The organism is Streptomyces tubbatahanensis (genome assembly GCF_022699385.1).
Classification (GTDB): Bacteria; Actinomycetota; Actinomycetes; order Streptomycetales; family Streptomycetaceae; genus Streptomyces; species Streptomyces diacarni.
The window spans coordinates 4,042,657-4,057,588 of record NZ_CP093846.1; the positions used below are offsets into that span (position 1 = coordinate 4,042,657).

The window sequence follows — 14,932 nt, forward strand, 5'->3', positions numbered from 1 at the left end:
GAGGATGAGCACCAAGGACTTCATCGAGAAGGACTACTACAAGGTCCTCGGCGTCCCCAAGGACGCCACCGAAGCCGAGATCAAGAAGGCGTACCGCAAGCTGGCGCGGGAGAACCACCCGGACGCCAACGCCGGCGATCCCAAGGCCGAGGAGCGCTTCAAGGACGCCTCCGAGGCGTACGACGTCCTCGGTGACCCCAAGCGGCGCAAGGAGTACGACGAGGCGCGCACCCTCTTCGGCAGCGGCGGGTTCCGGCCCGGCGGCGCCGGCGGCCAGGGCGGCGCGGGCTCGTTCAACTTCGACCTGGGCGACCTGTTCGGCGGCGGGGGCCAGGGCCAGGGCGGCGGCGCGGGAGGGCCCGGCGGCTTCGGCGGCGGCCTCGGCGACGTCTTCGGCGGGCTGTTCAACCGCGGCGGTGCCGGCACCCGCACGCAGCCGCGGCGCGGCCAGGACATCGAGTCCGAGGTGACGCTCAGCTTCACCGAGGCGGTCGACGGGGCCACGGTCCCGCTGCGGATGTCCTCCTCCGCGGCGTGCAAGGAGTGCGCCGGTACGGGGGACAAGAACGGCACCCCGCGCGTGTGCCCCACGTGTGTGGGCACCGGGCAGGTCTCGCGCGGCGGGGGCGGCGGTTTCTCGCTGACCGACCCGTGCGTGGACTGCAAGGGGCGCGGGCTGATCGCGCAGGACCCCTGCGACACCTGCAAGGGCTCGGGGCGCGCCACCAGCTCGCGGACGATGCAGGTCCGCATCCCCGCGGGCGTCAGCGACGGGCAGCGCATCCGGCTGCGCGGCAAGGGCGCACCGGGCGAGCGGGGCGGTCCTGGCGGCGATCTGTACGTCGTCGTGCACGTGGACAAGCACCCGGTGTTCGGGCGCAAGGGAGACAACCTGACGGTCACCGTGCCGGTGACCTTCGCGGAGGCCGCGCTCGGCGGCGAGGTGAAGGTGCCCACGCTCGGCGGTCCGCCCGTCACCCTCAAGGTCCCGGCGGGCACCCCGTCGGGGCGCACGATGCGGGCGCGCGGCAAGGGCGCGGTCCGCAAGGACGGCACCCGGGGCGATCTGCTGGTGACGGTGGAGGTCACGGTGCCGACGGAGCTGGACGACAAGGCGCGGGACGCGCTGGAGACCTTCCAGGACGCCCTCGCGGACGAGGATCCGCGGGCGGCGTTGTTCAAGGCGGCGAAGGGAGACTGAGGTGGACGGCCGGGACGCACGCAGACGGACATTCGCCGCGGGCGGAGCGCGCGCCTCGCGTGCCGCGGCGTACGAGCTGACTGACGAAACCCCGGTCTACGTCATCTCGGTCGCCGCGCAGCTCTCCGGCCTGCACCCGCAGACCCTGCGGCAGTACGACCGTCTTGGCCTGGTCTCGCCCGACCGCACGGCCGGGCGGGGCCGCCGCTACTCGGCCCGCGACATCGAGCTGCTGCGCGAGGTGCAGCGGCTCAGTCAGGACGAGGGCATCAACCTCGCCGGGATCAAACGCATCATCGAGCTGGAGAACCAGGTCACGGCGCTCCAGTCGCGGGTCGCCGAGCTGTCGGCGGCGGTCGAGGGCGCGGCGGCCGCGATGCGGCAGCGGGAGGCGCAGGTGCACGCCTCCTACCGGCGCGACCTCGTGCCGTACGAGGACGTGCGGCAGTCCAGCGCGCTGGTGGTCTGGCGCCCCACGCCCCGCCAGTAGCCCGCCCCCGGGGTGCGGGGGCGGGCGGGGGGATTACTTGGCGAAGCCGTAGCTCAGCAGCTTCTTGGCGTCCTTGGTCCGGTTGGCGGACGAGGTGGAGGCCAGGACGGTACCGATCACGGTCTTGCCGTCGCGCTTCGCGGCGAAGACGAGGCAGTACTTGGCCTCGGGGCCCGAGCCGGTCTTGACGCCGAGCGCTCCGGAGTAGCCGCCCAGCAGCGGATTGGTGTTCGTCCAGTTCATGTAGCGGTAGCCGCCGGAGCGGGTGACCGTCTTCTGCTTGGTGGAGCGGGTCTTCACGATCGAGCGGAAGGTGGTGTTCTTCATGGCGTCCCTGGCGAGCTTCGTCAGGTCGCGCGGGGTCGAGTAGTTGCTGCCCTTGCCGATGCCGTCGAACGAGTCGAAGTGCGTGTTCTTCAGGCCCAGGCTCTTGGCCGAGGCGTTCATCTTGCCGATGAAGGACTTCACCCGGGCGGCGCGCGTGGAGCCGCTGCCGAAGGTGTCGGCCAGCGCGTAGGCGGCGTCGCAGCCGGACGGCAGCATCAGCCCGTACAGCAGCTGGCGGACGGTGACCTTGTCGCCGACGATCAACCGCGCCGAGGAGGCGGTGTTGCGGACGATGTAGTCGCTGTAGGCCTTCTGGATGGTGACCTTGCGGTTCAGGTTCAGGTTCTTCTGGGCCAGCACCACGCGGGCCGTCATGATCTTGGTGGTGGATCCGGTGGACCGCCGGGTGTCGGCGGCCTTGGTGTAGAGGCTCTTGCCCGTGCCGCTGTTCATCACGTAACCGCCCTTGGCGGTGACGGACGGTTTCTTCGCCGCGGCGGCCAGGGCCTGCGCCTGTGCCGGCGCGGCGGCGGTCGCCTGTGTGGGCGTCGTGGCCTGGGCGGGGGCGGTGAGGAGGCCGGTGGTCAGCACGGCCCCTGAGGTGAGGGCGACCGTGGCGACACGACGGGTGCCGGCGATGCCGAGTTTCACTGTCAGCTCCATGTGCCGCCACAGGGCGGCTGGTTGGGCGGGATCCGCGGCCGGGAACGGCCGGGAACTAAGTCGGATAGTAGTCCGTTTGGCGGCTTGAGTGGAATAGACTCAACTTGTTGCATGCTGTAGATAGCAAGCGCCGGAGGCAGGGCGCCCGAGGCGGCACCGGAGGAGGAGCGCACGACAGTGGACGCGGAGCTGACGAACAAGAGCCGGGAAGCGATCAGCGCGGCCAACGACCGCGCGGTGGCCGGCGGCCACCCCGACATCACCCCTGCCCACCTGCTTCTCGCCCTGCTCACGGGCGAGGAGAACGAGAACATCCAGGACCTCATCGCCGCCGTCGAGGCGGACCAGGCGGCACTGCGTTCGGCCGCCGAGAGCCGGCTCGCGGCACTGCCCACCGTCCAGGGCTCGACGGTCAGCAGGCCGCAGGCCGACCGCGACCTGCTCGCCGTCATCTCCGACGCCGCCCAGCGCGCCAAGGAGCTGGGCGACAGCTACGTCTCCACCGAGCACCTGCTGATCGGCCTGGCCGCCAAGGGCGGAGCGACGGCCGGCCTGCTGGCTGAGCAGGGCGCCAGTGACAAGAAGCTGCTGGCCGCCTTCCAGGAGCAGCGCGGCAGCCGCCGGGTCACCAATCCCGACCCCGAGGGCACCTACAAGGCGCTGGAGAAGTTCGGCACCGACCTGACCGCCGCGGCCCGCGAGGGCAAGCTGGATCCGGTCATCGGCCGGGACCACGAGATCCGCCGCGTGGTGCAGGTGCTCTCGCGCCGCACCAAGAACAACCCCGTCCTGATCGGCGAGCCCGGCGTCGGCAAGACCGCCGTCGTCGAGGGCCTGGCCCAGCGTGTGATCAAGGGCGATGTGCCCGAGTCGCTGCGGAACAAGCGCCTCGTGGCGCTCGACCTGGGCGCCATGGTGGCCGGCGCGAAGTACCGCGGCGAGTTCGAGGAGCGCCTCAAGACCGTCCTCGCGGAGATCAAGGAGAGCGACGGGCAGATCATCACCTTCATCGACGAGCTGCACACCGTCGTCGGCGCGGGCGCGGGCGGCGACTCGGCGATGGACGCGGGCAACATGCTCAAGCCGATGCTGGCCCGCGGCGAGCTGCGCATGGTGGGCGCCACCACGCTGGACGAGTACCGCGAGCGGATCGAGAAGGACCCGGCGCTGGAGCGGCGCTTCCAGCAGGTGCTGGTCGCCGAGCCGACGGTGGAGGACTCCATCGCCATCCTGCGCGGCCTCAAGGGGCGCTACGAGGCGCACCACAAGGTGCAGATCTCCGACAGCGCGCTGGTCGCCGCCGCCTCCCTCTCGGACCGCTACATCACCTCGCGCTTCCTGCCCGACAAGGCCATCGACCTGGTCGACGAGGCGGCCTCCCGGCTCCGCATGGAGATCGACTCCTCGCCCGTCGAGATCGACGAGCTCCAGCGCTCCGTCGACCGGCTCAAGATGGAGGAGCTGGCCCTGGACAAGGAGACCGACCCCGCCTCCGTCGAGCGCCTGGAGCGGCTGCGCCGCGAGCTGGCCGACAAGGAGGAGGAGCTGCGCGGTCTCACGGCGCGCTGGGAGAAGGAGAAGCAGGGCCTCAACCGGGTCGGCGAGCTGAAGGAGAAGCTGGACGAGCTGCGCGGCCAGGCCGAGCGCGCCCAGCGCGACGGCGACTTCGACGCGGCCTCCAAGCTGCTGTACGGCGAGATCCCCGCGACCGAGCGGGAGCTGGCGGCCGCCACCGAGGAAGAGGAGGAGGCCAAGAAGGCCGAGCAGGAAGCCGCGGCCGGGCCGGGCGACAAGCGGGACAAGATGGTCAAGGAAGAGGTCGGCTCGGACGACATCGCCGACGTCGTCGCCTCCTGGACCGGCATCCCCGCGGGACGCCTGCTGGAGGGCGAGACGCAGAAGCTGCTGCGCATGGAGGAGGAGCTGGGCAAGCGGCTGATCGGCCAGACCGAGGCGGTGCGCGCCGTCTCCGACGCCGTGCGCCGCACCCGCGCCGGCATCGCCGACCCCAACCGCCCCGCGGGCTCCTTCCTCTTCCTCGGCCCCACGGGCGTCGGCAAGACGGAGCTGGCCAAGGCGCTCGCCGACTTCCTCTTCGACGACGAGCGGGCCATGGTCCGCATCGACATGAGCGAGTACGGCGAGAAGCACTCGGTGGCCCGCCTCGTCGGCGCGCCCCCCGGCTACGTCGGCTACGAGGAGGGCGGCCAGCTCACCGAGGCGGTACGGCGGCGCCCGTACAGCGTCGTGCTGCTGGACGAGGTCGAGAAGGCGCACCACGACGTCTTCGACGTGCTGCTCCAGGTGCTCGACGACGGGCGGCTCACCGACGGCCAGGGCCGCACGGTCGACTTCCGCAACACGATCCTCATCCTCACCTCCAACCTGGGCAGCCAGCACCTGATCGACCCCCTGGAGAAGGAGGAGGAGAAGCGGGAACAGGTGCTCGCCGCCGTGCGGGCCGCCTTCCGCCCCGAGTTCCTCAACCGCCTTGACGACCTCGTCGTCTTCTCCGCCCTCGCCGGGGACGAGCTGCGGCGCATCGCCCAGCTCCAGGTCGACGCGTTGCAGGCCCGGCTGGCCGAGCGCCGCCTGACGCTGGACGTCACCCCCGCGGCGCTCGACTGGCTGGCGCGGGAGGGCAACGATCCGGCGTACGGGGCCCGGCCCCTGCGCCGCCTCGTCCAGACCGCCATCGGCGACCAGCTCGCGAGGGAGATCCTCGCGGGGGACGTCCGCGACGGTGACGTGGTCCGGGTGGACCACGTCGAGGGGTGGGACGGCCTGGTGGTGGGCTCCGCCGGTTAGTCCCCTGCCCCTTCCCTTCCCGAAACTCCTCAAACGCCGGAGGGGCTGGAATCAGCCCCTCCGGCGTTTGAGGAGCGGGGTCCCAGGGGCGGAGCCCCTGGAAGAAATGGTGAAGGGGTGGGACCGGGGCCAAACAGGGGCTCAACCTTCCAGGGTTGTCATCGCAGGGGGCCCGTGCGGGAGGATGGCCGAAGCCGTATGAAGGGAAACACCCACGTGAGCATCGACCCGTCCTCGATTCCGAACTTCGGGGGCCAGCCCGAGGAGCCGGAGGGATCCGGTCCCACCGGTCCGATCCTCCCCGACCAGGACCTCGTCAAGCAGCTCCTGGACCAGATGGAGCTGAAGTACGTCGTCGACGACGAGGGAGACCTCGCGGCGCCGTGGGAGGAGTTCCGCACCTATTTCATGTTCCGCGGTGAGGCGGAGCAGCAGGTGTTCTCGGTCCGTACGTTCTACGACCGGCAGCACTCCATCGAGGACAAGCCCAAGCTCCTCGAGGCGATCGACGACTGGAACCGGCGCACGCTGTGGCCGAAGGTCTACAGCCACACCCACGACGACGGCAGTGTCCGCCTGATCGGCGAGGCACAGATGCTGATCGGCACGGGTGTCTCGCTGGAGCACTTCGTCTCCAGCACCGTCAGCTGGGTGCGGGCCTCCATCGAGTTCGACAAGTGGCTGGTGGAGCAGTTCGGCCTGGAGAAGGAGATCGACTCCTCCGAGGGCGACGGCGAGGGCGAGGGCTCCTAGCTCGAGCGCCGTCCCACCACGGCCGCGGTACGAGGGCCGGGGCGCACGCCCGCACGGCGCGCGCCCCGGCCCTCGTGCGGCTGTGGGTGCCCTCGCCGGCCGGCGCCACCCCTGACACCTGTCAGGTACCGGGTGCCCGCCGTTGTGGGGAGACTCGTCGTCATCAGCGCGGCGACCACCGCGCACACGGGGGAAGACGGCCGGGTCACGGGGGACCGGCCGACGGGGGAGGGCGGCCGGCCGACGGGGGACGGCCGCCCCTCCCCGTCCTCGCCTGCCGCCCCGTCCCGCTCAGTTCCCGGAGCCTCCGGAGCGCCCAGAGAGCCCTTGGAGCCGCCTGACCGCTTCCGTCAGGACGTCCTCCCTCTTGCAGAAGGCGAAGCGCACGTAGGGCGCGCCGGCGGGTTCGTGGTCGTAGAAGACCTGGGTGGGCACCGCGACCACGCCCACCCGCTCGGGGAGGGACAGGCAGAAGTCGATGCCGTCGGTGGCGCCGAGGGGGCGGATGTCGGTGGTGATGAAGTAGGTGCCCGCCGGGGCGAAGACGCCGAATCCGGCTTCGCGCAGCCCGGCGGCGAGCAGGTCGCGGCGGGCGCGCAGGCCGTCCCGCAGGCCGGTGTAGTAGTCGTCAGGGAGGGCCAGGGCCTCGGCGACGGCGTACTGGAAGGGCCCGGCGGACACGTACGTCAGGTACTGCTTGGCCGAGCGCACGGCGGTCACCAGAGCGGGGGTGCCGGTGACCCAGCCCACCTTCCACCCCGTCAGTGCGAACGTCTTCCCGCTCGAGGAGATCGTCACCGTGCGCTCGCGCATGCCGGGGAAGCCCGCGAGCGGGTGGTGGGCGCCGTCGAAGACGAGGTGTTCGTAGACCTCGTCGGTGACGGCGAGCAGGTCGCGTTCGACGCACAGCTCGGCGACGGCGGCCAGCTCGTCGCGGGTCAGGACGGTGCCGGTGGGGTTGTGCGGGGTGTTGAGGAGGATGAGGCGGGTGCGTTCGGTGACCGCGTCGCGCAGCTCGTCCAGGTCGAGGCGGTACGTTCCCGAGGCGGCGTCGGGGCGCAGGGTGACCGGCACCCGGGTACCGCCCGCCATGGCGATGGAGGCGGCGTAGGAGTCGTAGTACGGCTCCAGCGCGATCACCTCGTCACCGGGTTCGACGAGGGCGAGCAGCGAGGCCGCGATGGCCTCCGTCGCCCCCGCGGTGACCAGCACCTCGGTGTCGGGGTCGTGGCGCAGCCCGTAGAAGCGGTGCTGGTGTGCGGCCACGGCCCGGCGCAGCTCGGGGATGCCGGGCCCCGGCGGGTACTGGTTGCCCCGCCCGTCCCGTACGGCGCGCACGGCGGCCTCCCGGACGGCTTCGGGGCCGTCGGTGTCGGGGAAGCCCTGGCCGAGGTTGATCGCGCCGGTCCGTACGGCGAGCGCGGACATCTCGGCGAAGATGGTCGTGCCGAACTCGGCGAGGCGGCGGTTGAGCAGCGGACGCCCGCCCGGGGCGCCAGCGTGGCCAGCAGTCATGGCCGTCATCCTCCGGCAAGCTCTGGTCTTCCTCAACTCCGCTTTGCCCGCGTTCCCCTTCGGGCAGGAGATGCCGTGCGTCCCAGAGGCGCACAAAGCGTGTGAGGTAAGGGGGATACGCGCATGGACATCGGCGACGAACTCTTCACCGTCGTCTTTCTCGTTCTGCTGCTCGTCGTGGGCCTCGGCGTGCTCGCCCGGTTCAACCGTGCCGCCGAGCGGCGCTGGCGCCGACGGACGGCGGCCCGCTCGTGGTGGGCCGGCGACCGGAGTGCGCACGATCCGCGGCGGGCGGCGGGTTCGAGCAGCTCCTGCGGTGCCGCGGCCGTGGGCGACGGCACGACGGACGGCGACGGCCCCTCGTGCGGCGGAAGTTCGTCGTGTGGCGGTGGCTCGTCGTGCGGCGGTGGGTCCTCCTGCGGTGGCGGAGGGGGTGGCTGCGGTGGCGGAGGGGGCGGCGGCTGACCGCCGACCGGGCAGGGGTTGATCCGTCGGCGGGGCAGGGGCCGAACCGCCGGCCGGGGCAAGAAGGGAACACCTGTCCTGTTCCATACCTATGGGATGGAAATCTGGAGAACATGGGTAAAAGCGCTGAGGACGCAGCGCATTCCGTGATTCGGTGAATCGTGAACTGTCGTCCCCGAACGCTTCCGGGCTGCCGTGCCCGGGGGTTTCGGGTGATCGAGGGGTGGGCCGGCCCACCCTCCCTGCGTGTTTGCGGAGCCGACGCATGCTCACCACTCTGAAGACCGCCTACACCGACACCCGCGCACACGAACTCGCCTGGGCGCTCGGCCGCGAGCCCCTGCCCGCGCTCGCCTGCATGGACGTCGAACTGAGCGGAGTCCACGTGCAGTTGAGGCTGCTCGGAGCCTCTCACCAGGTGCTGCTCGACGAGGAGTACGGCAGCTTTTCCGAGACGGTCGCCTGCCTGCCCGGCAGCACCGCCCCCCTCCCGCTGGGTGTCTCCAAGCACTTCGGTTCCTGGGAGTACGAGTTCGCGGCGCGGGTCGAACGGCTCTCGCCCGGCTCGTTCGCGGGGCGCGCGCAGGAGTTGCTCGCGCTGGTCGCCGAACACCCGCACGGGCTGGCGGGCACCTTCCCCGGCGATCCGTGCGCGTTCACCGCGCTGCTCGTCCAGCACCACGAGGGACAGATCCGCTGGCGGACCTGGCACGCCTATCCGCAGGAGGGGTCGCTGGTGGCCACCCGCACCCGTGTGGCCACCAGCGAGCTCGCCGGAAGAAGAGTGGGCTGTTCGGGATTGAACGCCGTACAAGCACCCATGTGAGTGACGGATGGTGTTCGACGTGTGACGTAACGTGCCCCCATGATCGACCGTTCCCCGCCCGGCGCCCGGACCACCGCGAGCAGTGCGCGGCTGCCCGTCGCCGCCGGGCTCGGACGCGGGTTCGTCCTCGCCTCGGTCTTCGTCTGCGCGGCCTGCGGACTCGTCTACGAACTCGAACTGGTCGCCGTGGCCTCCTCGCTCGTCGGGGACTCGGTCACCCAGGCCTCCGTCGTGCTGTCCGTCATGGTCTTCGCGATGGGGGTCGGCTCGCTGCTCGCCAAGCGGCTGCCCTGCCACGCCGCCGCCGGCTTCGGCTACGTGGAGGCGCTGCTCGCACTCGCCGGCGGCGGCTCGGCGATGGCGCTGTACGCCTGCTTCTCCTGGCTGGGCGAGGCCCGCATCGCGCTCGTCGCCATCTCCTTCGCCATCGGGGTGCTGATCGGCGCCGAGATGCCGCTGCTGATGACGCTCATCCAGCGCATCCGCCAACAGGATGCGGGCGGCGCGCTCGCCGACCTGTTCGCCGCCGACTACGTAGGGGCGCTCGTCGGCGGACTCACCTTCCCCTTCCTGCTGCTGCCGCTCTTCGGACAGTTGACCGGCGCGCTGCTCACCGGCGTCGTCAACGTGCTGGCCGGCGGCCTGGTCGTCCAGTGGCTCTTCCGCCACGACCTGCCCACCAGGGTGCGGTGGCGGCTGCTGGGCGCCAACGGCTGCGTCCTGGTGCTGCTGTTGTGCGGCACGGCGTTCGTCGCCCCCTTCGAACGCGCCGCGCGCCAGGCCGTCTACGGCGGTGACGTACGGGTCGCCGTCCGCTCCGGCGAACAGGAACTCGTGCTGACCGGCGGCGCCACTCGGGCCGCCTGGCCCGACGCGGGCGAACTGCGGCTCTTCCGGGACGGCCGGCTGGCCGTCCGCGGGCCACGCGCCCACGCACGCCATGAGGCGCTCGTGGGGCCCGCCATGGAGAGCGGGCCGCACGGGCGGGTGCTGGTCCTCGGCGGCGGCGACGGGCTCAGCGCGCGGGAGGTGCTGCACCGCCCTGGCGTGGGGCGGGTCACCGTCGTCGAGCCCGACTCCGCGCTCGTCCGGCTGGCCCGGCGCGATCCCGGGCTGCTGGCTCTCAACGACGGGGCGCTGGACGACCCACGGGTCCGCGTGGTGACCGCCGACGCCTTCGAGTGGCTGCGTGACCGCGCCGCCTCCGGCAGGCTCCGCTACGACGTGATCGTCGCCGCGCTGCCCGCCCCCTCCGACGCCGCCACCAGCAAGCTGTACTCGCAGGAGTTCTACGGGCTGGCCGCCCGCGCGCTGTCCGCCGAGGGCCGGCTCGCCGTCCGGGCCGGCTCGCCCGACGCGGACCCGCACGCGTTCTGGACCGTCGACGCCACGCTGCGCGCCGCGGGCCTGACGACGTGCCCGTACGCGCGCGAGGCCGAGGACCGCGGCTACCTGCTGGCCCGGCGGGCCGGGGGCGTGTCCGGGCCCGTGTCCGAAGCGTCCCCCCGGCGGTGCGGTCCGCCGGGGGGACGCCTCGCCGCCGGGGCGCGGCTCGCCGAGCGCGCCGACGGCGAAGAACTGCCGCCCTCCACGCTGATGCACCCCCGCTACCCGGGCTGACGCACCCGCGCCACCCGGGGTGAGCCGCGTGGCCAGGCGGTCCGAGGGGCGCGCCCGTGAGGCAGGAGAACCCCCGCGGAGGAGCGAACAGGGGAAAGATCCGGCGCAGTCATATGTGCGGCGGACCGAGGGGTAATAGGCTCCGCCCCATGGAGCACGAGGTGTACGTTCCGTTTTCCGTCGGCTCTGTACGGGCCGCACTCGCCGACAGCGCGCGCGTCGCCCGCTGCGTCCCCGGGTTGCAGCCGGAACGTCCGCAGGACGCCGGGTCGTCCCCGGACGGGGACGCCGGGTCGTCCGCGGGCGAGGGTGCCACCCAGCGGTTGGCGGGCCGGCTGAAGGTGCGGATCGGCGGCTCGACCATCACCTACCGCGGCTCCGCCTCGCTCACCCCGCACGCCCCCACCGGCACCGCCGCGGCGCTCGACGGGCTGGAGCGGCTGGAGGTGGAGGGCAGCGGCAGCGAGGCGCGGGGCGAGGGCACCGTCGAACTCGCGCTGAGCGTCGAACCCCGCGCGGCCGACGACGGCGAGGGCACGGCGCTGGTGTGCGTCGGCACCGTCACCGGCACCGGGCGGCTGGCCGGGATCGAGGAGAAGACCGCCTCGTCGGCGGGCGTCAGGATGCTGGATCGTTTCGCCGCGGCGCTCGGTGACAGCATCCGCGACGAGCCGCCACCGGGCAGCCACGAGGCCGAGTCCGCGGGCGGTGCGCCCGCCGGCGGCGCGGTGCCGGGTGGGGGCGCGGAGGAGGACGTGCGTCCCGTCGCGGGCGGTATCGGGGCGCCCGACGACAACGAGCGCGCCATTCCCGGCATCCCGGAACCGGAGGCCGAGCCCGGCCGCGCGTCCGGTCGTACCGAGTCCGGTCGTACCGAGTCCGGTCGTGCCGAGTCCGGCCGTACCGAGTCCGACAGCGCCTCCGGCCGCGCCGAGCGCGAGGACGAGGCGGAGGCGACGCCGTTGTTCGAGACCGAGATTCCGCCGTCCTCCCTCGGGCGCGACGACGAGGACGAGGCCGCGCTGGCCCCGGGCGACGGCGCACCCTCCGATGCGGGCGCGCTCGGCGCCGAAGCGGCGCACGCCCGGCGCACGATGATCGGGCGCAGTGCGGAGGAGGTCGACCACGCCCCACCGCGCGGGCGGTACGCGCCCGTACCCTCTCCGGAGCCGAACTCCGCCACCGAGACCCTCCGCTGGGCGGCGCCCGCGGCCGCCGTCGCGGTCGCCGGCGCCGTGGTCATCGGCCGGGTCTTGCGGCGGCGCCGTTGAAACCGCCGTTATGGTCGCTGTTATGACTGATCTGCCCACCCCCGCAGAAGCCACGACCGTCGTGCTCAGCGCCCATGGGACCGAGGTGACGATCGAACCCCAGCACGGGTGCCGGCTCGCCTCCCTCCGGGTGGGCGGCACGGAACTCCTGCGCCAAGGGCCGAAATACGGCTCCTTCGTCATGGCGCCCTGGTGCGGACGTACCGCGCAGGGGCGTTTCCGCAACGGCGGGGAGATGTTCCAACTCCCGTTGAACAATGGCCCGCACGCCATCCACGGCACCGTGCGGGACGCCGCGTGGCAGCAGGCGCCGGGCGCCACCGGGACGAAGGCCGCCTTCACCTACGACCTCACCGACCCCTGGCCCTGGGAGGGCCGCGCCACCCAGGTCGTCGAGCTCAGTGACGACGGCGCCGCGCTCACGCTGAAACTCGCCGTCGAGACCTTCGACGTCTCCTTTCCCGCCCAGGCGGGATGGCACCCGTGGTTCCTGCGCAATCTCGGCCAGGGCGGCGAGGACGTGCGGCTCGACTTCTCGCCCGAGTGGCAGGAGGAGCGCGGCGAGGACCACATCCCCACCGGCAAGCGCGTCGAGCCGCGCCCCGGGCCGTGGGACGACTGCTTCGGGATGCCCGGCGGGGTCGATGTCCGGCTCACCTGGCCCGGTGAGCTGGAGCTGGGGATTTCCTCCCGGGCCGAGTACGTCGTTGTCTTCGACGAGCCCGATGACTACGTGTGCGTCGAGCCGCAGAGTGGGCCGCCCAATGGGTTGAACTCGCATCCTCGGCAGGTGACGCCGATCGATCCGTTGGAGCTCACCACTACGTGGTCCTTTACCCGGTTGTGATCCCCGCTCTGTCTCTGAGTGGGGCTGCGCCCCTGGCCCCCCATGGTCTTCCCCTTCTTTCGTGAGGGTGCCCTCGGCCGTGGTGGGGGCTCTGCCCCCATACCCCCGGGCCTCGCCGGCCGGGCGTTGGGGCGGCTCCGCCCCCCAACTGCCCCCCGCTACGGGGGCTCCGCCCCCCTAGGAGCCCCCGTGGGTAGGGAGGGCCTCTCTCTTGAGTGAGAGACGGCTCGGCGCTGGGGGCCCTCGGCGGGGCTGTCGTCGTGGTCGTTTCCGGTGAACATAGGCTGGGGTCTCATGGATGAGACGCGGGACGTGCTGCTGCGGCAGATCAAGGACAAGGCCGTGGTGCACGGCAGGGTGACGCTCTCCTCGGGCGCGGAGGCCGACTTCTACGTCGACCTGCGCCGCATCACCCTGGACGGCGAGTCCGCACCGCTGGCGGGTCAGGTGATGCTGGACGTGACGGCGGAGCTGGACTTCGACGCCGTGGGCGGTCTGACGCTGGGTGCCGACCCGGTCGCGTCGGCGATGATGCACGCGGCGGCGGCCCGCGGGCGGCGGCTGGACGCGTTCGTCGTCCGCAAGGCGGGCAAGCAGCACGGGCTTCAGCGCCGGATCGAGGGCCCGGACGTGGCGGGCCGGCGGGTGCTGATCGTCGAGGACACGTCGACGACGGGGAACTCGCCGCTGACCGCGGTCGAGGCGGCGCGCCAGGCGGGCGCGGAGGTGGTCGCGGTGGCGACCATCGTGGAGCGGGGCGCTGCCGCGGCCATGGAGCGCGCGGGGGTCCCGTACGTATACGCGTTCGATTTGCAGGATCTGGAGCTCGGCTGACGTCTCCGGATGTTTCACGTGGAACACCCGCCCGTCACCCTCTTGGCGCAACGGCTTAGTGAACTCGTGAACACCCGCGTCGGGAGCACCCGGGCCCGTCTGGGAGGATGGGCCCGACGATGAAGTCGCCGTTGACGTTCCGTTGATCCGCAGCCGGATACCACGCACACCCCGAGGAGCGGTCTGATGCCCATCGCAACCCCCGACGTCTACACCGAGATGCTCGATCGGGCGAAGGAAGGCACGTTCGCCTACCCCGCCATCAACGTCACCTCGACGCAGACGCTGCACGCCGCGCTGCGCGGCTTCGCCGAGGCGGAGAGCGACGGCATCGTGCAGATCTCGACGGGCGGGGCCGAGTTCCTGGGCGGCCAGTACAGCAAGGACATGGTCAGCGGCGCGGTGGCGCTCGCCGAGTTCGCCCACATCGTCGCGAAGAAGTACCCGGTCAACGTCGCCCTGCACACCGACCACTGCCCCAAGGACAAGCTCGACGGCTACGTCCGTCCGCTGATCGCGGTCTCCAGGGAGCGCGTCGAGCGCGGGGAGAACCCGCTGTTCCAGTCGCACATGTGGGACGGCTCGGCCGAGACGCTCAAGGACAACCTGGAGATCGGCCGGGAGCTGCTGGCCGAGGCCGCCGCCGCGAAGATCATCCTTGAGGTCGAGATCACCCCGACCGGTGGCGAGGAGGACGGCGTCACCCACGAGATCAACGACGAGCTGTACACCACGGTCGAGGACGCGGTGCGCACGGCCGAGGCGCTGGGTCTGGGCGAGAAGGGCCGCTACCTGCTGGCCGCCTCGTTCGGCAACGTGCACGGCGTCTACAAGCCGGGCAACGTGGTGCTCCGCCCCGAGCTGCTCAAGGACCTCCAGACGGGCGTCGCCGAGAAGTTCCAGAAGCCGGCGGGCAGCCAGCCGTTCGACTTCGTCTTCCACGGCGGCTCCGGCTCCACGGAGGAGGAGATCGCCACCGCGCTGGGGAACGGCGTCGTGAAGATGAACCTCGACACCGACACCCAGTACGCCTTCACCCGCCCCGTCGCCGCGCACATGTTCGCCAACTACGACGGCGTGCTGAAGGTGGACGGCGAGGTCGGCAACAAGAAGGTCTACGACCCGCGCAGCTGGGGCAAGGCCGCCGAGAAGGGGATGGCCGAGCGCGTGCAGACCGCCTGCGCCAACCTGCGCTCCACCGGCACCCGCCTGAAGTGACCCGACCCTGAGCGACCGCGTGCCGTGGTGCCGTGGTGTCGCAAGAGGGGCTCTCGGCCCGGGCCCGTCCCCCGCGAGGGGGCGGGCCCGGGCT

General features: G+C 72.0%; 13 protein-coding genes. 11 read left to right on the top strand and 2 right to left on the bottom strand.

All coding sequences use genetic code 11. The features are described from left to right. Positions 1–4: 4 nt before the first annotated feature. On the top strand, positions 5–1,201 hold the full coding sequence (gene dnaJ, locus MMF93_RS17380) for a molecular chaperone DnaJ (protein WP_242752666.1): 1,197 nt from the start codon (positions 5–7) through the stop codon (positions 1,199–1,201). Position 1,202: 1 nt separating this feature from the next. Beyond that, positions 1,203–1,691 carry a heat shock protein transcriptional repressor HspR gene (locus MMF93_RS17385; protein ID WP_423835459.1) on the top strand — a complete coding sequence of 163 codons (489 nt, stop codon included), beginning with the start codon at positions 1,203–1,205 and terminating at the stop codon, positions 1,689–1,691. Between the two features lie 33 nt (positions 1,692–1,724). Here MMF93_RS17385 and MMF93_RS17390 read toward each other — a convergent pair whose 3' ends face one another. Next, on the bottom strand, positions 1,725–2,681 hold the full coding sequence (locus tag MMF93_RS17390; RefSeq protein WP_242752668.1) for a D-alanyl-D-alanine carboxypeptidase family protein: 957 nt from the start codon (positions 2,679–2,681) through the stop codon (positions 1,725–1,727). A gap of 177 nt (positions 2,682–2,858) precedes the next feature. Here MMF93_RS17390 and clpB point away from each other — a divergent pair, with 177 nt between their 5' ends. Continuing rightward, on the top strand, positions 2,859–5,489 hold the full coding sequence (gene clpB / locus MMF93_RS17395; protein ID WP_242752670.1) for an ATP-dependent chaperone ClpB: 2,631 nt from the start codon (positions 2,859–2,861) through the stop codon (positions 5,487–5,489). 216 nt (positions 5,490–5,705) lie between these two features. Continuing rightward, positions 5,706–6,242, top strand: coding sequence for a type III secretion system chaperone family protein (locus MMF93_RS17400; RefSeq protein ID WP_114022268.1), 537 nt, complete (start codon positions 5,706–5,708; stop codon positions 6,240–6,242). Between the two features lie 291 nt (positions 6,243–6,533). On the opposite strand, the gene MMF93_RS17405 is transcribed toward MMF93_RS17400, so the two are convergent. Next, positions 6,534–7,757, bottom strand: coding sequence for a pyridoxal phosphate-dependent aminotransferase (locus MMF93_RS17405; RefSeq protein ID WP_242752672.1), 1,224 nt, complete (start codon positions 7,755–7,757; stop codon positions 6,534–6,536). A 123-nt stretch (positions 7,758–7,880) separates the two neighbouring features. Here MMF93_RS17405 and MMF93_RS17410 point away from each other — a divergent pair, with 123 nt between their 5' ends. From MMF93_RS17410 to fbaA, 7 genes are all read left to right on the top strand, one after another. Continuing rightward, complete coding sequence (locus MMF93_RS17410) at positions 7,881–8,222, top strand: hypothetical protein (protein ID WP_242752674.1); 342 nt, start codon at positions 7,881–7,883, stop codon at positions 8,220–8,222. A 265-nt stretch (positions 8,223–8,487) separates the two neighbouring features. Further along, complete coding sequence (locus MMF93_RS17415) at positions 8,488–9,048, top strand: DUF2617 family protein (protein WP_242752676.1); 561 nt, start codon at positions 8,488–8,490, stop codon at positions 9,046–9,048. Between the two features lie 39 nt (positions 9,049–9,087). Further along, positions 9,088–10,668: a polyamine aminopropyltransferase gene (locus tag MMF93_RS17420; protein WP_242752678.1), complete on the top strand. Its 1,581-nt coding sequence runs from the start codon at positions 9,088–9,090 to the stop codon at positions 10,666–10,668. Between the two features lie 149 nt (positions 10,669–10,817). Then, positions 10,818–11,939: an SRPBCC family protein gene (locus MMF93_RS17425; RefSeq protein ID WP_242752680.1), complete on the top strand. Its 1,122-nt coding sequence runs from the start codon at positions 10,818–10,820 to the stop codon at positions 11,937–11,939. A gap of 22 nt (positions 11,940–11,961) precedes the next feature. Further along, on the top strand, positions 11,962–12,786 hold the full coding sequence (locus tag MMF93_RS17430; RefSeq protein WP_242752682.1) for an aldose epimerase family protein: 825 nt from the start codon (positions 11,962–11,964) through the stop codon (positions 12,784–12,786). Between the two features lie 294 nt (positions 12,787–13,080). Beyond that, complete coding sequence (gene pyrE, locus MMF93_RS17435; RefSeq protein WP_114022199.1) at positions 13,081–13,620, top strand: orotate phosphoribosyltransferase; 540 nt, start codon at positions 13,081–13,083, stop codon at positions 13,618–13,620. 186 nt (positions 13,621–13,806) lie between these two features. Continuing rightward, a complete protein-coding gene (gene fbaA / locus MMF93_RS17440) occupies positions 13,807–14,838 on the top strand; it encodes a class II fructose-bisphosphate aldolase (RefSeq protein WP_242752684.1) in 1,032 nt (343 codons plus the stop codon). Positions 14,839–14,932 lie beyond the last annotated feature (94 nt).

What these genes read in the sequence shown, in the direction of transcription:
- dnaJ (WP_242752666.1), top strand. Translation starts at nt 5, where the DNA reads ATGAGCACCAAGGACTTCATCGAGAAGGACTACTACAAGGTCCTCGGC.
- MMF93_RS17390 (WP_242752668.1), bottom strand. Translation starts at nt 2,681, where the DNA reads ATGGAGCTGACAGTGAAACTCGGCATCGCCGGCACCCGTCGTGTCGCC.
- MMF93_RS17405 (WP_242752672.1), bottom strand. Translation starts at nt 7,757, where the DNA reads ATGACTGCTGGCCACGCTGGCGCCCCGGGCGGGCGTCCGCTGCTCAAC.
- MMF93_RS17410 (WP_242752674.1), top strand. Translation starts at nt 7,881, where the DNA reads ATGGACATCGGCGACGAACTCTTCACCGTCGTCTTTCTCGTTCTGCTG.
- MMF93_RS17415 (WP_242752676.1), top strand. Translation starts at nt 8,488, where the DNA reads ATGCTCACCACTCTGAAGACCGCCTACACCGACACCCGCGCACACGAA.
- MMF93_RS17420 (WP_242752678.1), top strand. Translation starts at nt 9,088, where the DNA reads ATGATCGACCGTTCCCCGCCCGGCGCCCGGACCACCGCGAGCAGTGCG.
- MMF93_RS17425 (WP_242752680.1), top strand. Translation starts at nt 10,818, where the DNA reads ATGGAGCACGAGGTGTACGTTCCGTTTTCCGTCGGCTCTGTACGGGCC.
- MMF93_RS17430 (WP_242752682.1), top strand. Translation starts at nt 11,962, where the DNA reads ATGACTGATCTGCCCACCCCCGCAGAAGCCACGACCGTCGTGCTCAGC.
- pyrE (WP_114022199.1), top strand. Translation starts at nt 13,081, where the DNA reads ATGGATGAGACGCGGGACGTGCTGCTGCGGCAGATCAAGGACAAGGCC.
- fbaA (WP_242752684.1), top strand. Translation starts at nt 13,807, where the DNA reads ATGCCCATCGCAACCCCCGACGTCTACACCGAGATGCTCGATCGGGCG.